The sequence below is a fragment of the Aurantiacibacter hainanensis genome (assembly GCF_036321025.1).
Lineage (GTDB): Bacteria > Pseudomonadota > Alphaproteobacteria > Sphingomonadales > Sphingomonadaceae > Alteraurantiacibacter > Alteraurantiacibacter hainanensis.
Genome location: NZ_JAZAPB010000002.1, coordinates 845,668 through 863,018, shown reverse-complemented (window position 1 = coordinate 863,018; position 17,351 = coordinate 845,668). Strand labels below are relative to the sequence as shown.

Below are 17,351 nucleotides of genomic sequence, written 5' to 3'. Positions count from 1 at the left end.
AATATGAAAAAGCTTTTGATCAGCGCCTCGATGGTCGCGCTTGCCTTTCCGGCAACCGCCCATGCGCAGGCCTATATCGGCGTCAGTGGTGGCGTGGTGAAGAACCAGGACATGGACAATGAAGGCGACTTCAGCACCCGTGTCCCCGCCAACGGTGCGGTTCCCGCCATTCCGTCGGGCACGCCCCTTTCCTGGGAAACTGAGACCGACCTCGGCTGGACCGTTGGTGCCCAGCTTGGCTACGCTTTCGAAAACGGTTTCCGTCTCGAGCTGGACGGCAACTACCAGTCGATGGATATCGATTCCCACCGCGATCTCGTGGTCGGTGGCTCGAACATCGACGGTGCCGATCTCGGCTCCGTCATCCTTCGCGGTGCCCCCACCGGCACCACCGTCGGATCGTTCCTTGCCGACGCGCAGGGCGATGTCGAATCCTACGGCGTCTTCCTGAATGCCCTCTATGATTTCCAGCTCGGCGCGATCGAGCCCTACGTGGGCGTCGGTGGTGGTATTTTCGTCACCGATCTCGACTACGTGCCCAGCGGCACCCGTCTCGTGAACGACGCGGACCCGGTGTGGGCCTATCAGGGCATCGCCGGTATTTCGGGCAACCTGTCCGACAACGTGCAGCTGTTCGCCGAATACAAGTATCGCGGCCTCTTCGACGAGCCCGATTTCACGGTTTCCGGCCCTCTGCCGATCGGCATCACGACCGACTATGCGCAGCACACCGGCGTTCTCGGCCTGAGGTTCATGCTCGGTGGTGAAGAGGCTCCGCCGCCTCCCCCGCCGCCGCCGCCTCCGCCCCCGCCGCCTCCGCCTCCGCCGCCTCCCCCGCCGCCCCCGCCGCCTCCGCCGGCGCCGGTCTGCGAGCAGGGCCCCTACATCGTGTTCTTCGATTGGGACGAGTCGACCATCACGCCGGAAGCGGCCACGGTGCTCAACTCCGCCATCACCGCCTACGGCGATTGCGGTGCGGCCTCGATCATGCTGGCCGGTCACACCGACCGTTCGGGTACGGTCGAATACAACATGGGCCTGGCAGAGCGTCGCAACGACTCGGTGCAGGAATACCTCACCGGTCGCGGCATCCCGGGTGCCCGCATTTCGACCGAAGCCTTTGGCGAGAGCATGCCCCGCGTGCCGACCGCCGACGGTGTTCGCGAACTGCAGAACCGCCGCGTGGAAATCACTTACGGTCCGGGTTCGGGCATGTAAGTCCAAACGGACTGAACAACGAGAAGGGCCGGGAGCAATCCCGGCCCTTTTTGTTTGCGCTGGAAGCGGTTGAATATCGCGGGCATGACTGACAGTGAGAGTTCATCGCCACCGGCCTAGACCCTCCGACAACGCTGCAGGACCGCTTCGCCATCGCCTCGCCCGACCAAACCAGATTGCAGGATCCGTGGTGGCGCGCTCCCGGACGCCTGATACCGGCTGACCTGTCGCGGCGCGGGGCCGGGCTTGCCCTGGCGATCGGCATAGAATTGCTGATCATCCTGTTGCTGCTGTCGCTCAGCTTCGGTCGCTCCGAGCCGGAACCGGATTTCGTGCCCATCGCCAGTTTCGACGTCAGCAATCCGCCCGCTCCGGACGAGGCGCCGGAACAGGAGACCGAAGCGGCCGCCGACAGCGCGCCGCAGCCGACAGAGCCCGAGCTCGAGCAAACCGAGACGCAGGCACCTCCGGTCACACCGCTGCCATCGGCCCTTCCCGCTCCGCGCGTGACGGTACCGCCACAGCCGGTTCCAACCCCGCGCCCCACGCCCCGCCCCTCGCCTTCGCCGAGCATCGGCGCAGTGGTGCGTTCGGACAGGAACTACGGCCCGGCCGACACCGGTTCGAGCAGGGGTGAGGACAGTCCCGTGGTGGGCACCGCGCCCGACGGCTCGCCGCTTTACGCAGCGCGCTGGTATCGCGAACCCACCGACCTCGAACTGTCCGGCTATCTCTCCACCGCGTCCAGCACGGGCTGGGGTCTGATCGCATGCAAGACGGCGCCCAACTGGCGGGTGGAGGATTGCGCGATCATCGACGAATACCCCACCGGTTCGGGGATCGCCCGGGCCACCCAGGCGGCCGCCTGGCAGTTCAAGGTGCGCCCGCCCCGCCTTGCCGGGCAATACCAGGTCGGCAGCTGGGTGCGGATCCGGATCGACTACACCAGGGGCGGCGCGGACCGCCGGTACTAGGCCCGTCAGTCCACCAGCATTAGCGCGTCCAGCGCCATCACGCCCTTGCCTTTCGGGTAGACGATAACCGGGTTGAGATCGACCTCGCGGATCGAGGGGTTGCCCTGCATGATCCGGCCCATGGTCACGATCAGCTGCGCCAGCGCATCCACGTCAAGCGCGGGCGATCCGCGCCAGCCGGTCAGCAGCGGGGCCTGCTTCAGCTGCAACAGGCCGTCCTTCACCTGCTCCACGCCCAGGTCGGGGGTGAAGAGCTTCACGTCCTTCAGGATTTCCGCGGTCACGCCGCCAAAGCCTGCCAGCACCACCGGTCCCCATTCGGGATCGTGCTTGGCGCCGACGATCATCTCGGTGCCCATCGTGCCCATCGCCTCGACCAGCACGCCGTCCAGCGTAATGGTGGAATCGTATGCCGCGACATTGTCGTGCATCCGCGCGAAGGCATCGCGAACCTCGTCGGCGCTCCTGAGGTTCAGGATCACGCCGCCCGCATCGCTCTTGTGACCAAGCGCAGCGGCCTGCGCCTTCATCACCACGGGATAGCCGAGCGCCTCGGCCGCCGCGGCGGCATCGTCCGCACTGGCGGCGAACCTGCTTTCGGGGAACGGCACGCCCAGCGGGCGCAGCAGGTCCTTCGCGCGGTATTCGGGGATCACGCCGCTTTCGCTGGCGATGCCGGGCACTTCAAGGCCGTCGCCCGGACGGTCTTCAAGGTCGCGCTTGGCGAGATCGGCCAGCCGGGCAATCGCGCGATAGGCGCGCTCGGTGCTGGGGAACCACGGGATCCCCACCTGGCGCAGGCCTTCGATATATTCTTCCGGCACCGTCGCGCCTTCGTCCACCCCGGCGAAGACCAGCGGCTTTTCGAAGCTGTGCCCGTCGAGCACCTTCTGGATCGCGGGAAACTTGATCTTGCTGGTGATCGGATCGGACTGGATGATGCTCGCGACCACCGATCCCACGCGATCGTCCTCCAGCAGCGCGGTGAGCAGCTTGGTGTAGATCTCCGGCTCGGAAAGGCCGATCGCGGTGATGTCCGTCGGGTTGGAGACGGGCACGAAATCGGGCAGCACCTCGCGCAGCTTCGGGCTGTTTTCGTCGTCGAGAGGAAGCAGGTCGAGACCGATTTCCTCTGCAAGGTCGAAGGCAAGGCCGCGCAACGCGCCGCTTTCGCCCAGCACCACCATGTTGGTACCCGGCAGGGTGGGACAGGTCAGCGCAATCGTGGTGATGTCGGCCAGTTCCTCCAGCGTCTCGGCAAAGATCACGCCCTCGCGCGCCAGCTTCGCGCGCATCAGCTTGTAGTTGCCGGCCATGGCGCCGGTGTGGGTGGCGGCGCTTTCCTGGGCCTTGTCGCTCTTGCCCGGATGCAGCAGCACGATGGGCTTGCCCGCGGCGCGCGCCCGGCGGGCGGCGGCCATGAAGGCCTGCGGGCGGCGGAAGGTCTCGACGTACATGGCGATGACGTGGGTGGCGGGATCGTCCACCAGCCACTCGACATAGTCCTCCACCCCCGATGCCGCCTCGTTCCCGGTGGAAACCGAGGTGGAGACGTAGCAGCCGCGCGGGTGCAGCGTGGTAGCCAGCACCGCCGCCAGTGCGCCGGACTGGCTGGCGATCCCCACCGCCCGCGCGCCCTCGGGCGGGGTCTGCATGTTCGTCTCGACGAAGGTGAGCGGGATCCGCTCGACGTAGTTGGTGCAGCCCAGGCAGTTGGGGCCTTCGATGATGATGCCGTGCTCCTCGGCGATCCTCGCCAGTTCGGCCTGGTCCTTCGCGCCTTCCTCTCCCGCTTCGGAGAAGCCGGCGGCGTAGATCACCACCGCGCCGCAGCCGTTCTTCGCCAGCTCGCGCACGGTATCGATCACGAAGGCGCGCGGGATCGCCAGCACGGCGCAGTCCACGCCCTCGGGAAGGTCCGCGGCGGACTTGTGGACCTTCAGGCCCTGCAACTCGTCGCGCTTGGGATTCACCGGGTAGATGTCGCCGTCGAATTCGTACTGCACCAGGTTGTTGAGCAGCGTGCAGCCGAGCGCGCCGTGGCGATCCGAGGCGCCGATCACGGCGACCGATTTCGGGCGCAGCAGGCGGTCGATCTGGGCATTGGTGAAACGGCGGGTGGTCATCGGTGTCATCCCCTCGGACATGACGAGCCCCGGTCTTGCCGGGGCCGCTTCTCTCGCGAATTTCCTAGATGGCTGGCGGCGCGAACAAGAGCAAGCGCCGCCAGCGACTGTTCGGGCAATCAGTCCTTGCTGACCTTGCTCTTGTCGAATGCGCCAAGGCCGGGCTTGAAGGTCTTCTCGTCGAGGAACTGCTTGGTGGCTTCCTTGCGGGTTTCCCAGCCGCCGAAGTCGTTCAGCGCTTCCTGGGCCCGGATCAGGTAATCCTCGGCATTGTCGTAGGTCATTTCCATCACTCGGCGCATGGCCCACTTGGTGGCGCGCAGGGCCTGGCTGTCCTTGGCCTTCAGCTTGTCGGCCACTTCGGTGACGCGGGCCTTCAGCTTGTCGTCGGGCACGCATTCGGTGACGAGGCCCTGCGCCTCTGCCTGCCGGCCGGTCAGGTTCTCGCCCATCATGGCGTGGTACATGGCCTTGCGATAGGGCATCAGGTCGGCCGCCACTTTCGACGCGCCGCCGCCGGGCAGGATGGCCCAGTTGATCTCGGAAAGGCCGAACTGCGCGCTCTCTCCCGCGATGGCGATGTCGCAGGCGAACAGCGGGCCGTAGGCACCGCCGAAGCACCAGCCGTTGATCATGCCGATCGTGGCCTTCTCGTACCAGCGCAGGCGTTCCCACCAGCCATAGGCCTCGCGCTGCGCCTTGCGGATGGCGCCCAGCCCCTTCTGCTCGTTCTCGCGGAAGTATTCGAGCAGGTCCATGCCCGCCGACCAGGCATCGCCTTCGCCGGTGAGGACGAGCACCTGCACGTCGTCGCGGAATTCCAGTTCGTCGAGCACAACCATCATCTGGCGGTTGAGCTTGGGGCTCTGGCAGTTCTTCTTGTCGGGGCGGTTCAGCGACACCCAGGCGACACCGTCGATCACCTCGTACTTGACGGTTTCTTCCTGCGGACGCGGATCGGGTTTCGACGGGCCTTTGCCATCCTGAGCCATGACGGTCTCTCCTGTTTCGGCACGAATCGCACCGGTTGACTAATTGTTATGCGCTATAGCGATCCCAATTGCTATGAGCAACAACAATAGCTAGGCTTCGGGCATGAACGATCCGCTGACCCGATTCCCCGGCTATTCGCTGCGACGCGCGGCAAACGCGGCCGGAGCGGAACTGTCCGGTCGCCTGGCGGAACTGGACCTGCGCCAGGCCGATGCGTCTGTCTTGCTGCTGATCGGTGACAGCCCCGACATCACCGCCAGCGCGCTTGGCCGGCAGCTCGATATCCAGCGCGCCAACATGGTTCCGCTGCTGAAACGGCTGGAGGCCGCCGGGCTGATCGAACGGCACGCCATCGACGGAAAGTCGCAGGGTCTTGTGCTGACCGCCAGCGGAGAAAGGACGCGCAAGGCCGCGCTCGGCGTGATCGAGGCGTTCGAGGCGGAGCTGCTCTCGCGCGTCCCCTCCCCCCACCGCGAACACCTGCTGCCCGCGCTCAATTCGCTGTGGCAGAGCGAGGGCGAGCAATAGCCGCGCACGAGTGCTGGCCATCCGCCGGGAAATTGATAAAGTCCGGTCAGATCCACGGTCGAGCATAGGGCCGGGGGGGGAGGAAAACCGATGTTCCGAACGATAGCCATGTCTGCTGCCGGGGCCGTACTGGCACTAGCCGCTCCGGCGTCCGCTCAGGTGGGCGGTGTGCCGCTGGAAGAATTCGAATGCCAGCGCGAATGCCTGGAAAGCTACGTAGAGCGATACCTGCAGGCGATGAGCGACGGCGAGGTTACGGATGCGCTGTTCGCCCGCAACGTGCGCTTCACCGAGAACGGCGTCGAATTGCCGCTGGGCAATGAGGGGCTCTGGGCCACGACGGTCTCGCCCGAGGGCTACCGGCTGATCGTGCCCGACGTGGAAACCCAACAGGTCGGCGCCCTGGTAACGGTGCAGGAATCGGCGACCAGCTCCGCCGCCGGAGAGCAGATGGATCCCGAAGCCGTCGGCGTCAGCCTGCGCCTGAGGATCGATGCCGATGGCCGCATCAGCGAAGTGGAACAGATCGCCGCACGCCCCGATCGCCCGCTGGGCGGCGGAGAGGTGGAGCCGGGCGTGTTCGGCAATACCGGCGAGATGGTGGAAGCGATGGGGCAGCCGTGGGAAGGCTACTCGACCGCGATCCCGGAGGGCGAGCGCGCCAGCCGCGCCGAACTGGTGGAAGTCGCCAACGCCTATTTCGAGGCGATCCAGCGCAACGACGGCACCGGCTACTATCCCTTCACCGACGATTGCCTGCGCTACGAGAACGGCATCATCGCCGCCGCTCCCGAAGGGGCACCGGTCGGCACACTGGGCCCGAGGCTGGGTTGCCGCGAGCAGCTGGAAACCTCGCTGTTCGACGTGGTGACCAGCATCCGCGACCGCCGCTTCGTGGCGGTGGACCGTGAGCGCGGCGTGGTGTTCTCCTTCGCCTTCTTCGATCACCGCAACATCAACTGGACGTGGCAACTGGGCGAGCTGTTCAAGATCGAGAACGACCAGATCAGCCGGATCGAGGCGATCTTCATCCGAGGCCCCTATGGCATGTGTTCGGGCTGGAGCACCTATAGCCAGTGCCGCAGCGAGGAGATCCAGGATGTTCGCTAGGACCCTGCCAGCCCTCGCCGCTGTCGGCCTCGCCCTTTCCGCCAGTCCCGCACAGGCGCAGCAGACCGGGGCCGAACCCACCTTCGCCCCGCGGGTGGATCGTCCCACCTGCACGCGCGACGAATTGAAAGCGGCCACCGCCGCATATGTCGCGGCGCAGGAAGCGGGCGACATTTCCGCCCTGCCCATCGTGGAGAATGCGCACTTCCTCGAAAACATGGAAACCGTCGCGCGCGAGGACGGGATGTGGAACACCGCCCTGCCCGTCGCCAACGCGATCAGCGTTCACGACGATACCCGCTGCAAGACCTTCACCGAGATCATCGTGACCGAGGGCGGCAAGCCCTATGTCATCGGCACGCGCCTGTTCATGCACGAGGGCGAGATCATCCGGGTGGACAGCCTGGTGACGACCGAAGGCGACTGGCTGTTCAACGCCCATGCCTACCTGCGCTATGCCCGGGCGGAGGACTGGGAGCCGCTGCATCCCTACCAGCGCACGCCGGCATCCGAGATGATCCGCGGCGCGAACGCCTATCTCGACGGGTTTGCCGACAAGTTCACCGACATTCCGTGGGGCGTGCCCTGCGCCCGGCTGGAAGGCGGGGCCTATACCAACCCGACAACGACCCGGATGCCAGCTGCGAGATCGGCATGCCGCCGGGCGTGCTCTATATTACCGAGCGGGACTATCTGGTGGACGAGGAAATGGGCGTCATCAACGTCTTCTGCCGCTTCGGCGGGTCGGACGGCGGGCCTGACAGCCACATGTTCCGCTATATCGACGGGAAGTTCCGCCAGATCCACACGATCACGGCGATTCCCGGCCCGCAGGCCAACGACGATGGCAGCATCAGCGGGTTCAATCCCAACGCCGAGGACACCTGACGGGGCGTTTCCCCAATTTTAACCGTGGCGCTCTAGGCTTTCGAGGCGATGAGTGCAGAATTGACCATGCCGGGCGGCCGTCGCCGCAGTGGACGCTTGCGGGGGGAACTGGCCGCAAGCTTCGATACCCTGTCGGGCAAGTTGCGCCTGGGCATCGTCGATCTCTCGCAGGCCGGTGCGCGGCTGCGCCCCCACTCCGAAGTGAAGGTGGGCACGCAGGGCGTTCTCAGGTGGCTGGATTTCGAGGCGTTCGGCGAGGTCGCCTGGAAGCGCAAGGGGTTTATCGGCCTCAAGTTCGACAAGCCGATCCGCCCCACGCAGCTTCACGAGACGCGCAAGGCCATCGAGCTGGGAGAAGCGCCACGCGAAGACGACTGGGAGGAACGCCTGGTCCGGCAATGGTACCAGGGTAAGCGCTGACGGCCATCTTGCCGGCGAAAGGGTTTGGAAACGCAGGTGGCGCTGCTAGACCGGCAGGATGCCCCGCACACGACTCTACCCGCTGGAAGACCTGGAAGACATTCCCGGCACCAAGGTCTTCAACGCCCGCCGCAGCCGTGAGGCCTATCACCTGCACAAGTTCTGCATGAGCCTGATGAAGGCCGAGAACCGCGAGGAATTCAAGGCGGACGAGCGCGCCTATCTCGACAAGTTCGCGATGACGGAGGAGCAGAAGCAGGGCGTGCTGGAGCGCGACCTGACGCGGCTGATCGAACTGGGCGGAAACATGTATTTCCTCGTCAAGATCGCCAGCACCGACGGATGGAGCGCGCTGAAGGCCGTCAGTTCCATGAGCGGCATGAGCGCCGAGGAATATTCCAAGATGATGCTGGAGGGCGGACGCTCGCCCAAGGGCATGCGATCGATCCGGGACAAGAACTGATGGCGCGCATCACCGCAGGCATCGCCACCAGCCACGTGCCCGCCATCGGGGCGGCAATGGACCTCGGCAAGACCGGGGAAGACTACTGGAAGCCGGTTTTCGAAGGCTACGAATTCGTCAAGGAATGGGTGAAGGATCACACGCCCGACGTGGTGGTCCTGATCTACAACGATCATGCCTCGTCGCTGATGCTGGACATCGTGCCCACCTTCGCCCTTGGCTTTGCCGAGGAATTCCAGAGTTCCGACGAGGGATGGGGCCGCCGCCCGGTGCCGGTGGTGAAGAACCACCTCGACCTGGCCGCCCACATTGCCGAGCAGCTGGTCATCGACGAATTCGACCTGACGCTGATCAACGAGATGGACGTCGATCACGGCTGCACCGTGCCGCTCAGCCTGGTGTTCGGCGACGTGGAGGAATGGCCCTGCAAGGTCATTCCCATCGCCGTGAACGTCACCCAGTTCCCCACCCCCAGCGGAGAGCGCTGCTGGAAGCTGGGCGAGGCGATCCGCAACGCGGTGAAGACCTTCCCGGAAGACCTCGACGTGCAGGTTTGGGGCACCGGAGGCATGAGCCACCAGTTGCAGGGCACCCGCGCGGGCCTGATCAACGAGGAATTCGACCGCCGCTTCCTCGAACTGCTGGCGCACGAGCCGGAGGAGCTGAAATACATCACGCGCCTCGAATACCTGCGCGAGGCAGGCACCGAGGGGATCGAGCTGATCATGTGGCTGATCATGCGCGCCGCGCTGGGCTACGGCGTGGAGGAAAAGCACCGCTTCTACCGCGTGCCCGCCAGCAACACCGCCGTCGGTCACGTGGTCTACGAAACGAAGAGCTGATCGTGCGGGTAGCCGGGATTGCGCTTTCTTCGGTGCTTTTCGGCCTCGCGGCTCCGGCGCTGGCGCAAGCCGACCTGGTGATCGAAGACGTCAGCGTGATCGACGTCGAGACCGGCCAGATCGCGACGGGGCAGACCGTGGCGGTCGAGGACGGTCGCATCGTGTCGGTCGGCGCCGGGGACCCGGTGGCCGAACCCGACGCCATCTTCATCTCCGGCGAAGGGCGCTTCCTGATCCCCGGACTATGGGATGCCCACGTCCATTCCGCCTACAATGCAGACTGGCATTTCCCGCTCTTCCTCGCTCACGGCGTCACCAGCGTGCGCAACATGCACACGACGGACGAGAACGGCTTCGAACAGGTCCAGCGCCTCAGGTCGGAAACCCGGGGCGGCGCGATCCTGGGACCGCGCTTCATCGCCAACGGTTTCATCGTCGATGGCGGCGAAGGCGCATGGCCGCAGTCGATCATCGCCAGTGACGTGGAAACCGCGCGGGCGGCGGTTGATGCGCATGTCGCGAACGGCATGGACTTCGTGAAAGTCTACAATTCGCTCTCGGCCGATGCCTACCGAGCGATACTGGAGCGCGCCCGGGAACGCGGAATTGCGGTCGACGGGCACCTGCCGGAATCGATGTACGACCAGATCGATTTCTCGCTTGGCCAACGCACTTTCGAGCATGCCATCGAGATGGCCCAGGGCTGCACGGACTGGGATAGCGCTCCCGATGCCCCACCCGATGACCTTGCGCCATATACGGAACGTGTCTTCTGGTTCGGGGTGTACGACGAGTTTCTCGACACCGACATGTGCCGCGATACGGCCAGGGCGATGGCCGCTAACGGGGCCGTCGCGGTCCCCACCTTCATCAACACGCTGACCTTCAGCCACGCTGCGGAGCTGATGGCTGGTGAAAACACCGCGGCGATGCTTCCGAGAGCCGTCGGCGAGGAATGGGCCGCGATGGCGGCTTCGCCCGAAGCAGGGGAAATGCTCGCAAGCCGGCCCGACCCCTGGATCGCATCACGCGCGTACGTGCAGCTCTGGCAGGATGCCGGAGTGACCTTGCTCGCCGGAACCGACGTGGGCAATCCCTTCATGGTTCCGGGCGACTCCCTGCTTCGCGAACTCGAACTCATGGTCGAACTGGGGATGCCGGAGGATCGGGCGCTGGCCACGGCGACGATCAATCCGGCCCGTGTCTTCGCAATCGAGAAACTCGGGCTTGTCGCGCCGGGTTACGATGCCGACCTAGTATTGCTCGACGCGAACCCGCTGGACGACATTGCAAACATCCGACAGATCGTCGGTGTCGTGCGGCAAGGAGTCTATTACCCGCGAGAGACGTTGAACAGGAACGTGACCATGGCGTTGGAGCGCGCCAACCAGGATCAGGATGAATGACATGACCGACCAACCCACCGCCGCAGACCTTTCCGCCGATATCAAGCGCGTGTTCGAAGCGCAGCAGGCGCACCAGTGGGAAGTGAAGGCATCCGATGCCGCAACCCGCAAGGCCAAGCTGCAGAAGCTCAAGGATGCCGTCGAGCGCCATGCGGACGACATCGTCGCCGCTGTCGAAAGGGACACCCGCAAGCCCGAGAGCGAGGTCCGCACGACCGAGGTGATGGGGATCATGGGCAACATCCAGCTCAACATCGACAACCTCGAGGAGTGGATGAAGCCGACCGAGGTGACGCCCACCAACAATCCCGACGACAAGGCCATGATCGTGCCCGAAGCGCGCGGCGTGTGCCTGATCCTGGGGCCGTGGAACTTCCCGATGGGCCTCACCTTCGGCCCGATCGCGGCGGCGGTGGCCGCGGGCAACACGTGCATGGTGAAGCTGACCGACCTGTGCCCCAACGTGGCCAAGATGGCCAAGACCATCGTCGAGGAAGCCTTCGACGAGAACGAGGTGGCGGTGTTCGAAGGCGACGTCTCCGTGGCGGAGGCGCTGCTGGACTTGCCCTTCAACCACATCTTCTTCACCGGCAGCACGCGGGTGGGCAAGATCGTGATGGCGGCCGCGGCAAAGCACCTGTCCACCGTCACGCTGGAACTGGGCGGCAAGAGCCCAGTGATCATCGACCAGGGCACGCCGATCGCGCCCGTCGCTGCCGCGCTGGCCGGGGCCAAGCAGTTCAACGGCGGACAGGCCTGCATCTGCCCGGATTACGTGTTCGTGCCGCAGGACAAGCAGGACGAGCTGGTCGAGGGCTTCCGCGCCAACGTGCAGAAGAATCTCTACGAGAGCGGCGAGCTCGACAAGTCGTCGATCGCGCAGATCGTGAACCAGAGCAATTTCAAGCGCGTGAAAGGGCTGGTGGACGATGCCGTCGACAAGGGCGCGACCATCGCCGTGGGCGGCGAGATGGAAGAGGACGATCTCACCATCCACCCCACCATGCTGACCGACGTCACCCCGCAGATGAAGATCCTGCAGGAGGAAATCTTCGCTCCCGTCCTGCCGGTGATGACCTACGACAACCTCGACCAGGTGATCGATTACATCGCCGCGCGCGACAAGCCGCTGGCGCTCTACATGTTCTCGGGCAACGAGGAGAACATGGACAAGGTGCTGAGGCGCACCAGTTCGGGTGGCACCACGCTAAACGGCGTGTTCTCGCACTATCTCGAAAACCGCCTGCCTTTCGGCGGCGTCAATGGCAGCGGCATGGGCAGCTACCACGGCAAGTTCGGGTTCGAGGAATTCAGCCACCACCGCGCGGTGTACCGGCACATGGCCTGACAGGCGCGGCGGAGCGCAAGCGGCGCCCCGCCCGCAATGTCAGCGGATGAAGTAGCCGACCACTTTCAGGTCGTCGCCGTCCTCGTGCAGGATCACGGTCTCTATTGCGGCGGGCGCGTTCTCGAACGCCGCCGTGAACTGCATCACGACATATTCGCCGTCGGGCGCGCCGGGCAGGTTTTCCGTCTTCTGGATGGCCAGGACTTCTCGGGATACCAGGTCGCCAAGCGGGCCTCGCGCAGCGGTCGCGGCCTGGGCCCACTGCGCCGCAGTCAGCTCGCTGCGGAACATCGCGCCGGCTTCTTCCCAGGCCTCCTGCCATTCCCCGGCGTCGGCCAGGGCCAGCCATTCGGCGGCGGCCTGTCTGGCACGGGAATCTTCTGCGGAAGGCGCGGCCGTTGCAGCCTGGGGCGCGGTTTCGTTGGCGGGTGTGAGCGCCAGCATGGCGGCGGCGACGACGATGGCTATCATGGCAAGTCCTCCTGCTATCCAGACCGGCAAGGGAATGCCGGACCGGGCGGGTTTCGATTGCCCAGATGGTGGCGCCTGCTGCGCGGTGTCGGCCACCCCCAATTGTGGGGGTGCAGAAATTTGGGGTGTCCCGCCCTCGGCATCCCCCAGAATTCTTGCGGCCTCGCGGCTGCTGGTAACGCCAAGCTTGCGCCGCGCAGACCGCAGGCGATCGTTGATCGTGTAGACCGACAGACCCAGTTCGGCAGCGGTGGACTTCGTGTCGTGCCCGGCGAGCAGGAGGTGCAGGGCCTCCTTCTCCTTCTCGGTCAGATCGCCCAGCCCCTCGCGCATGGTCAGAACCCGGTCACCTTCACCCGCGCCTTCAGGTCCGTGCGGCAGAAGGCGTGGAGGAAGCAGGTCTGCTCCCCCATATCCAGCGCGGCGCGGGCAAATTCGGCGTTCTCGTCGCTGTGGAGGTAGACGTGGGTCTCGACCGGGTCGGCCTCGCCCGCCCGGCCCGTTCCGCCCGACGCGCCGCCCTTGGAGAAGTGGATGTCCTGCACGATGTTGTAGGCGGCAAGGTGCTTCTTCGCGATCTTCGCGTAACGGCCCAGCTGGGTCATGAAGCAGAAGCCGATGCCGGCCGCCATGTAGCTGATCGCGTCGGGCGCGCGGCCTTCCTCGTCGCAGAGAAAGTGGAAGATCGAACCGTGCGGGTTGAAGAGCTGCTGCTCGACCTGCTTCACACCGTCCTCGCGCAGGGTGCAGATGCCGCGAATGTGCAGCACGCGGTCCTGCTCCTCCGCCAGTGAAGAGCTCTGCGAAGACGTGGCCTCGTCGGTCAGCGGGCTCATCCCCGCGCGGCGAACGATCGGTTCGGCGGTCTGCGGATGCACGCCCTCGATCGCATCGGCGGGATCGGGCGGCACGTCGCCGCCCACGCCCTTCGCCTTGTCGGGGATCACCTGCCTGCCCTTGTGGGTCAGCGTGAACAGCGAATCCTTTTCACCGCGCATCAGCCCGTTGAGGGGCGAGGCCGCCACCGCATCGCAGACCAGCGCGCGCAGCGTCTCCGCATCGGCGTCGCTATCGATCCGGGCCTCCAACTCGATATCCTTCGCGCCGCCGGTCATCGTGCCTTTCAGCGCGCTGCCCTTCATCGTGTAGTAATTGTCCTGCACCAGTTCCACGCGATCCAGCGCGATGCCGCGCTGCCGGGCCAGGGCCAGCAGTTCGGTCATGGTGGCGGAAACCATGCCCACGGTAAGGAAGCTGAGCGGACACGGGGCCTCGTCGAAGCCGTCCAGATATGCGCCCTCGTCGGATACGAGGCGCCATACCTTGTCGCTGGCGGACGAGGCGACCAGTCCTTCCTTCTGCATGACGGAAAGCGAGCGGGCGGCCAGGCGTACCGACTGGCCCAGACGGACCGGCGGAGCGGAGAGCAGGTCCGCACCGCCCTCTACGGGAAAGAACGAGGGGCGGGCATCCGCACCAAGGACATTCTCGTGACCCGCCATCAATCCTCTTCCTTCCTCGGCAGCATCGGCGATGGGCGGCCAAGAGAGAGGTCCGCATCGGAAAAGCGGATGGGCGTGCGCAAGCCCTTGAGGCCCTCCTCCTCGAGGTCGAAAACCATTCCGCGCGCCTCGATCTGCGGATCGGTCAGCGCCTGCCTCACGGTGTTGATGGGGCCTGCGGGAATGCCGCGATTTTCCATCTTCAGCAGCACGTCCTCGCGCTTAATCTCGCCGATGCGCTTGGCGATGGAGGCGGATAGCGAGACGCGGTTCTTCACCCGCCGGGCATTGCTCGTCCATTCCTCGCGCGTGGGCAGGTCGATCGCCTCGGCAAAGCGCTGGAACTGCCGGTCGTTGCCCACCGCCACGATCAGCCAGCCGTCCTTCGCTTCGTAGGCTTCGTAAGGCACGATGTTGGGATGCGAGTTGCCCATGCGCTTGGGACTGCGACCCGATGCGAGATAGTTGGTGGCCTGGTTGGCCAGCGTGCCCACCATCACGTCGAACAGAGCCATGTCCACCAATTGCCCGCGTCCCGTGCTCTCGCGCTGGCGCAGGGCCGCCTGGATGCCGATCACGGCGTAGAGGCCGGTCATGATGTCGGCATAGGCCACGCCGATCTTGGTAGGTTCGCCGTCGGGCGGCCCGGTCAGGTCCATGATCCCGCTCATGCCCTGGACGATGAAATCGTACCCGGCGCGCGAGGCGTAGGGGCCGTCCCTGCCGAACCCGGTGATCGAGCAGTAGACGAGGCGCGGGTTCTTTTCCTTCAGGCTCTCGTAGTCGAGGCCGAACTTGGCGAGGCTGCCGACCTTGAAGTTCTCGATCACGACGTCCGCCTCGGCGATCAGCGCCTTTACTTCGCTCAGATCGCCCGCGCGCTTGAAGTCGGCGACTACCGACTCCTTGCCGCGGTTGGCCGCGTGGAAGTAGGCGGCATCCTTGCTGCCGTCGGGCCTGTCGATGAACGGCGGGCCCCAGGTGCGCGTGTCGTCCCCCTCGGGGCTTTCGACCTTGGTGACTTCGGCTCCCAGGTCGGCCAGCACCTGGCCGGCCCATGGCCCCGCCAGAATGCGTGCAAGTTCGACAACCTTGATACCCTTGAGTGGTGCTTCGCTCATGCCCCATCGCCTACGCGCTGACAGGCGGCAGGTAAACGCCCGTTTCGGGCGACGGGCAACAACCTGGGCGGAACGTTATTGCGGCGCGATATGGAATACCCGCTCGGCATTGCCGTGGCACAGCGCGTTGCGTTCCTCGTCGGTGCAGTCGAAGCTCTCGATGAATTTCACCGCGGGTTCCATCGGCTGGTAAGGATAGTCGATGGCCCAGATGACGTTATCGATTCCCATGCGCTCGATGGAGTAGCGCAGCGCCATGTGGTCCTCCACGCCGCTGGTGGTGAAGACGAAGTTGTCGCGGAAATATTCCTCCATGCTGCGCTGCGTCTTCGGCGCGCGGCCCACGGTCTGCGCGCGGCTGTTCATGAAATTGATCCGCCAGATGAAGAAGGGCACCATTTCGCCCATGTGGCCGACGCAGATCTTCAGCTTCGGAAAACGATCGAACACGCCGCCCGCCATCATCCGCAGCATCATCGTGCCCACTTCCACGCCGTAGCCCCACATGGCGCTGTCCATCGCGTAATCCTGCAACGGACCTTTCAGGCTGTCGGAGGGTGCGCGCGGGTGGATGTAGATGCAGGCATCGTGCGCCTCTGCCGCCTCCAGGATGGGCCAGAAACGATAGTCGTCGAAGTAATCGCCGTGGGTGTGGCTGTTCACGACCAGCCCGTTCAGCTTCAGCTCGGTCATGGCGCGCTCCACCTCTTTCGCGGCGCGCTTTGGCGAATGGGGGGCGAAGCTGGCCAGCCCGGCGAAGCGGTCCGGCCGCTTGGCGCAGATCTCCGCCATCCGGTCGTTGCTGAGGGCTGCCAGGTCAGTGGCGGTGTCGGCATCGAACATCTGCACGCCCGGCGCGGTGAGCGTGAGCAGGTGCATGTCGACGTCGTACCTGTCCATCTGCGGCAGGCGCTGTTTCTCGATATCCAGCAGGCCCTGCAGGAAGTTCATCTTGCCGTAGCCGCTGGTATCCTCCTCCGCATCGTAGATGCCCTTCACCAGCAGCTTGTCCAGGCTCTGGCTGGGGCTGCGCGCCACGTTCTTCAGTTCGGCGGCGACCTCGGGGATCGTCCAGGCTTCCTCGCACGCGATCAGACGGCACTTGCTTCCCATGAAATTCCTTTCCTCAGGATGTCAGGCATACCAGGCGAAATCGCCCAGCCAGAATATGAATTCGCGCCACGCCTGCGTGCCCGATACGGGCCGGTTGAGCAGTTGCGGCACCACCACGATGGCGCTGGCGATCCACGTCGCGCGCGAGATGGAGCCCAGCTTGCGGCGCTGCTGCCACAGGATGGCGGCCAGCAGCACGTCCATCGTCAGGTACGTTTCCATGACAGGCACCCGGTCGATACCGAGCCCGAGCATGTAGACGCGGTTGATCCCCGGCATCAGGATGGCGATGGTCGCGATCAGGATCAGGTCGCGGTGCACCTGCGGCCTGCGCACCGCCCGGATGGCGAGGGCGAAGATGATCGCAAAGCTGGGCGGCGCGACCACCGACAGGAAGAACACCGCCGGGCCGCTGCCCGAAAGATCGGTGATGGATGCCCCGGCGATGGTGATGAAGGCGCCCATCGTCACCACCAGCGTGCCCACGGCGATGCCGAAAGTGCCCAGCGACCGATGCAGTTTCACGTTGCCCACGTTCACCAGCAGCGACTGCGCCAGCAACAGCAGCATCCAGCTGAAGAATACCGCGCCGTGCAGGTGAACGATCGGGGCGTCGCCCGTTCGGGTGCCCATCGCGACCGGCCCCAGGTAGCTGAGGCCGAAACCCGTGAACACGAAGGCGCACATCACCAGCACCATTGCCAGGTGAAAGCTTGGCAATCTGCCCGCCGTCACGCCCGGTCTTGCCGTGCTTGCCATCTGTCGTCTCCCTCTCCCCGAAGACCCTTCCCGCAAGCTAGCACGACTGCGCGATTGCCATAGGAGATT

The 17,351-nt window shown here is 65.2% G+C and carries 16 protein-coding genes and 1 pseudogene; 10 read left to right on the top strand and 7 right to left on the bottom strand.

Annotation, left to right across the window (positions count from 1 at the left end; translation table 11 throughout):
* Positions 1 to 3 precede the first annotated feature (3 nt).
* Together AAA989_RS11465 and AAA989_RS11460 are read left to right on the top strand one after the other, a co-directional pair.
* Complete coding sequence (locus tag AAA989_RS11465; protein WP_338243674.1) at positions 4 to 1,218, top strand: OmpA family protein; 1,215 nt, start codon at positions 4 to 6, stop codon at positions 1,216 to 1,218.
* A gap of 176 nt (positions 1,219 to 1,394) precedes the next feature.
* Positions 1,395 to 2,192, top strand: coding sequence for a hypothetical protein (locus tag AAA989_RS11460; RefSeq protein WP_338243673.1), 798 nt, complete (start codon positions 1,395 to 1,397; stop codon positions 2,190 to 2,192).
* Between the two features lie 5 nt (positions 2,193 to 2,197).
* On the opposite strand, the gene AAA989_RS11455 is transcribed toward AAA989_RS11460, so the two are convergent.
* The gene (locus tag AAA989_RS11455; protein WP_338243671.1) at positions 2,198 to 4,318 is read right to left on the bottom strand and encodes an acetate--CoA ligase family protein; all 2,121 of its coding nucleotides are present in this window, start codon (positions 4,316 to 4,318) and stop codon (positions 2,198 to 2,200) included.
* Positions 4,319 to 4,437: 119 nt separating this feature from the next.
* On the bottom strand, positions 4,438 to 5,310 hold the full coding sequence (locus AAA989_RS11450; protein WP_338243670.1) for a p-hydroxycinnamoyl CoA hydratase/lyase: 873 nt from the start codon (positions 5,308 to 5,310) through the stop codon (positions 4,438 to 4,440).
* Between the two features lie 103 nt (positions 5,311 to 5,413).
* Between AAA989_RS11450 and AAA989_RS11445 the strand changes: the two genes are divergently transcribed.
* From AAA989_RS11445 to AAA989_RS11410, 8 genes and pseudogenes are all read left to right on the top strand, one after another.
* Complete coding sequence (locus AAA989_RS11445) at positions 5,414 to 5,839, top strand: MarR family winged helix-turn-helix transcriptional regulator (RefSeq protein WP_338243669.1); 426 nt, start codon at positions 5,414 to 5,416, stop codon at positions 5,837 to 5,839.
* 90 nt (positions 5,840 to 5,929) lie between these two features.
* Positions 5,930 to 6,949 carry a DUF8021 domain-containing protein gene (locus AAA989_RS11440; RefSeq protein WP_338243668.1) on the top strand — a complete coding sequence of 340 codons (1,020 nt, stop codon included), beginning with the start codon at positions 5,930 to 5,932 and terminating at the stop codon, positions 6,947 to 6,949.
* A pseudogene (locus tag AAA989_RS11435) lies at positions 6,882 to 7,837 on the top strand (DUF8021 domain-containing protein). Before AAA989_RS11440 ends, AAA989_RS11435 begins: the two are co-directional and overlap by 68 nt.
* Before the next feature lie 48 nt (positions 7,838 to 7,885).
* Positions 7,886 to 8,257: a hypothetical protein gene (locus tag AAA989_RS11430; protein WP_338243664.1), complete on the top strand. Its 372-nt coding sequence runs from the start codon at positions 7,886 to 7,888 to the stop codon at positions 8,255 to 8,257.
* 58 nt (positions 8,258 to 8,315) lie between these two features.
* Positions 8,316 to 8,720 carry a protocatechuate 4,5-dioxygenase subunit alpha gene (ligA, locus tag AAA989_RS11425; RefSeq protein ID WP_338243662.1) on the top strand — a complete coding sequence of 135 codons (405 nt, stop codon included), beginning with the start codon at positions 8,316 to 8,318 and terminating at the stop codon, positions 8,718 to 8,720.
* Positions 8,720 to 9,562, top strand: a complete 843-nt coding sequence (locus AAA989_RS11420; RefSeq protein ID WP_338243661.1) for a class III extradiol dioxygenase subunit beta — start codon at positions 8,720 to 8,722, stop codon at positions 9,560 to 9,562. The genes ligA and AAA989_RS11420 overlap by 1 nt, the downstream gene beginning before the upstream one ends.
* 32 nt (positions 9,563 to 9,594) lie before the next feature.
* Positions 9,595 to 10,968 (top strand): amidohydrolase family protein, encoded by a 1,374-nt coding sequence (locus AAA989_RS11415; protein WP_338243660.1) that lies wholly within the window; start codon positions 9,595 to 9,597, stop codon positions 10,966 to 10,968.
* A gap of 1 nt (position 10,969) precedes the next feature.
* Positions 10,970 to 12,316 (top strand): aldehyde dehydrogenase family protein, encoded by a 1,347-nt coding sequence (locus AAA989_RS11410; RefSeq protein ID WP_338243658.1) that lies wholly within the window; start codon positions 10,970 to 10,972, stop codon positions 12,314 to 12,316.
* A gap of 39 nt (positions 12,317 to 12,355) precedes the next feature.
* On the opposite strand, the gene AAA989_RS11405 is transcribed toward AAA989_RS11410, so the two are convergent.
* The 5 genes from AAA989_RS11405 to AAA989_RS11385 all read right to left on the bottom strand — a co-directional run bounded on the left by AAA989_RS11405 (position 12,356) and on the right by AAA989_RS11385 (position 17,282).
* The gene (locus tag AAA989_RS11405) at positions 12,356 to 13,120 is read right to left on the bottom strand and encodes a helix-turn-helix domain-containing protein (protein ID WP_338243656.1); all 765 of its coding nucleotides are present in this window, start codon (positions 13,118 to 13,120) and stop codon (positions 12,356 to 12,358) included.
* A gap of 2 nt (positions 13,121 to 13,122) precedes the next feature.
* Positions 13,123 to 14,289 (bottom strand): hypothetical protein, encoded by a 1,167-nt coding sequence (locus AAA989_RS11400; RefSeq protein ID WP_338243654.1) that lies wholly within the window; start codon positions 14,287 to 14,289, stop codon positions 13,123 to 13,125.
* On the bottom strand, positions 14,289 to 15,410 hold the full coding sequence (locus AAA989_RS11395) for a CaiB/BaiF CoA transferase family protein (protein WP_338243652.1): 1,122 nt from the start codon (positions 15,408 to 15,410) through the stop codon (positions 14,289 to 14,291). Before AAA989_RS11395 ends, AAA989_RS11400 begins: the two co-directional genes overlap by 1 nt.
* 75 nt (positions 15,411 to 15,485) lie before the next feature.
* Positions 15,486 to 16,523: an amidohydrolase family protein gene (locus AAA989_RS11390; RefSeq protein ID WP_338243651.1), complete on the bottom strand. Its 1,038-nt coding sequence runs from the start codon at positions 16,521 to 16,523 to the stop codon at positions 15,486 to 15,488.
* Positions 16,524 to 16,544: 21 nt separating this feature from the next.
* Positions 16,545 to 17,282 (bottom strand): hypothetical protein, encoded by a 738-nt coding sequence (locus AAA989_RS11385; protein ID WP_338243649.1) that lies wholly within the window; start codon positions 17,280 to 17,282, stop codon positions 16,545 to 16,547.
* Positions 17,283 to 17,351: the final 69 nt, after the last annotated feature.